The sequence below is a fragment of the Streptomyces ossamyceticus genome (genome assembly GCF_001418475.1).
In the GTDB taxonomy this organism is placed as follows: Bacteria; Actinomycetota; Actinomycetes; order Streptomycetales; family Streptomycetaceae; genus Streptomyces; species Streptomyces ossamyceticus.
Map to the genome: position 1 here is coordinate 1 of NZ_LIQX01000645.1, position 2,768 is coordinate 2,768.

Sequence of the window (2,768 nt, forward strand, 5' to 3'; positions counted from 1 at the left end):
CCGTTCTGCCTCCGCGCGGCGCGCACGCCGGCCACCTTGTTCGCGGCGATCTGCTCCCCGTTGCCGGATCCGCCGATGACGATGCCCAGGGAGCCGGGGTCGGCGGCCGTGCGCTCCGCCGCGCGGAGGCAGAACGGCGGGTAGTCGTCCTGGGCGTCGTAGATGTGGGGACCGCAGTCGACGGCCTCGTGACCGGCGGCCTTCAGCCACTCGACGAGGTGGTTCTTGAGTTCGTATCCGGCGTGATCGGAGCCGAGGTAGACGCGCATGGTCCGAGTGTGACACGCCTGTTTCGTCGGGGCGCGACGGGGGCCCGGCGCCCGAAAAGCGTGAGCCACACCACGGAACCTCAAGTAAACCTCAAGTAACGATCTGGATTCAAAGGTTCAGGATTCCTTTCACCTCCGATTCACTGGACCGATCTTTACGGAGGCTCACGCAGTGCCCCCCTCCGCCTCTCGTGTCCCGCTCTGACGAGAGTCACCGGGGAATGCGTGGGCAGACGCACGGAAGTCCCCACAACGGCGCAAAGGAAACTCCCCCCATGACGTCGCAGCCGACTCTGCCGACCGACACCGGCACACCAGGTTCCTCCTCTCCCCCCTCCCCCGGCCTCCACGCCGGTCTCAAGAACCGCCACCTCTCGATGATCGCGATCGGAGGTGTGATCGGGGCGGGCCTCTTCGTCGGGTCGAGCTCCGGTATCGCGACCGCCGGTCCCGGCATCCTGCTGTCCTACGCCCTGGTCGGCACGATGGTCGTGCTGGTCATGCGGATGCTCGGTGAGATGTCCGCGGCGAACCCCACCTCCGGGTCGTTCTCCGCGCACGCCGACCGTGCGCTGGGCCGCTGGGCCGGCTTCTCCATCGGCTGGCTGTACTGGTTCTTCTGGGTCGTCGTCCTCGCGGTGGAGGCGACCGCCGGGGCGGTGATCCTGGAGGGCTGGATCCCGGCCGTACCGCAGTGGGGCTGGGCCCTGATCGTGATGGTGGTGCTGACGGCCACCAACCTGGTCTCGGTGGCCTCGTACGGCGAGTTCGAGTTCTGGTTCGCCGGTATCAAGGTCGTCGCGATCGCCGCGTTCATCGTCGTGGGCGGGCTGGCCGTGTTCGGTGTGCTGCCGGGCGTGGAGGCCGAGAAGGCCGGTCTGGGCAACCTGACCGACCACGGCGGGTTCCTGCCCCACGGGCCCGGTGCCATCCTCATCGGTGTGCTGCTGGTGGTCTTCTCGTTCATGGGCAGTGAGATCGCCACGCTGGCCGCCGGGGAGACGGAGAACCCGCAGAGGGCCGTCACGAAGTCGACGAACAGCATCATCTGGCGTATCGGCGTGTTCTACCTGGGTTCGATCTTCGTCGTGGTCGCGCTGCTGCCGTGGAACGACCCCTCGATCAAGGAGAAGGGTTCCTACGTCGCCGCGCTGGACTCGCTGGGAATCGCCCACGCGGGTCAGATCATGAACTTCATCGTGTTGACGTCGGTGCTGTCCTGCCTCAACTCCGGCCTCTACACGGCCTCCCGGATGGCGTTCTCCCTGGGTGAGCGCGGGGACGCGCCGCGGTCGTTCGGGCGGACCACGTCGCGGGGTGTGCCGATGACGGCGATCCTGGCGTCGGTGGTCTTCGGGTTCGTCGCGGTGATCTTCAACTACTTCTTCCCCGAGGGCGTGTTCCTGTTCCTCGTGAACTCCTCCGGCGCGGTCGCCCTGTTCGTGTGGCTGGTGATCTGCTTCTCCCAGCTGCGGATGCGCAGGATCATCGAGCGGGAGACCCCGGAGAAGCTCGTCGTGAAGATGTGGCTGTACCCGTATCTGACGTGGGCCACGATCGGGCTGATCCTCTTCGTCCTCGCCTACATGCTCACCGACACGGAGCACGGCAACCGGGAGATCCTGCTGCTCTCGCTGCTGGTCGCGGCCGTCGTCGTCGGGATCTCCCTGGTCAAGGAGAAGATCAAGGGACAGAAGGCGGGCGCGACGCCGGAGGTCACCGACAAGGTGGGCTGAGCGGCTCGCGGTCCGCGGTCCTGCGTTCACGGTTCGTGGGTCGCGGCTCGCGCTTCGCGGATCGAGCTTGGTGGTTCGTGGTTCGTGGTTCGTCGGGAAGGGCTTCACAACGGGGTGAAGCTCTTCTCGACTTTTTTGTAGACGGGCAGGGCCCGGTCCTCGATGTCGGGGTGGTACCAGGTGGTGAGCTGGTACGACTTGCCGCCGGTGTTGAAGCCGAGGGAGCGGACGTGCCAGGGGAGTTCCTGGGCGGTGACGGTGTACTCCCAGACCACGGCCGGCTTGCCGCGGAACTCGGTCTCCTCCAGACGGATCCGCCGGTAGCCGGGGCCCTGGCTGGTGCTCTCCTCCTTCTTCTCCCACTGGACCAGGAGGTCGCCGCGGGCCAGGGACGCCTTGCCGACGATCTCCTGCCGGGCGTCCGGTGACGTGTAGTGGACCTCCGCGCCGGCGTGCACCTCGCGGGAGAAGCCGTCGGGCGGGACCCAGGCGAAGACCCCGGCCTCGGTGCGGGCGCCTGGCGGCAGCGTCGGCGGGCGGGAGGTGCCGGCGACGGTCGGGGACGTGCTCGACGGTGCCGAGGGGGTCGCCTTCCTCCTGTCGTCGGACGACGCGCCGAGCGTCGGGACGAGTACGGCCGCGAGGACTCCGGCCACGGCCACCCCGGCGGCCGCGATCAGCACCGTACGGCGCCTGTTCGGCCGGGGTTCGGCCGGCCTCGCCGGGAGCGCGGGGCCGAGCAGGTCGCCCGGCGGTGTGGGGG

At 68.3% G+C, this 2,768-nt stretch carries 2 protein-coding genes and 1 pseudogene; 1 reads left to right on the plus strand and 2 read right to left on the minus strand.

Features of this window, described 5'->3' with window-relative positions; genetic code table 11:
- Positions 1-269, minus strand: a 269-nt coding sequence (locus AOK15_RS35670) for an RpiB/LacA/LacB family sugar-phosphate isomerase (RefSeq protein WP_157870472.1), incomplete at its 3' end; no start/stop codon positions are given.
- Positions 270-544: 275 nt separating this feature from the next.
- Here AOK15_RS35670 and AOK15_RS35675 point away from each other — a divergent pair.
- Positions 545-2,005, plus strand: a complete 1,461-nt coding sequence (locus AOK15_RS35675) for an amino acid permease (RefSeq protein ID WP_055522548.1) — start codon at positions 545-547, stop codon at positions 2,003-2,005.
- A 104-nt stretch (positions 2,006-2,109) separates the two neighbouring features.
- Here the strand turns inward: AOK15_RS35675 and AOK15_RS35680 are convergent.
- Positions 2,110-2,768, minus strand: a pseudogene (locus AOK15_RS35680) (serine/threonine protein kinase); the annotation flags it as partial.

What these genes read in the sequence shown, in the direction of transcription:
- AOK15_RS35675 (WP_055522548.1), top strand. Translation starts at nt 545, where the DNA reads ATGACGTCGCAGCCGACTCTGCCGACCGACACCGGCACACCAGGTTCC.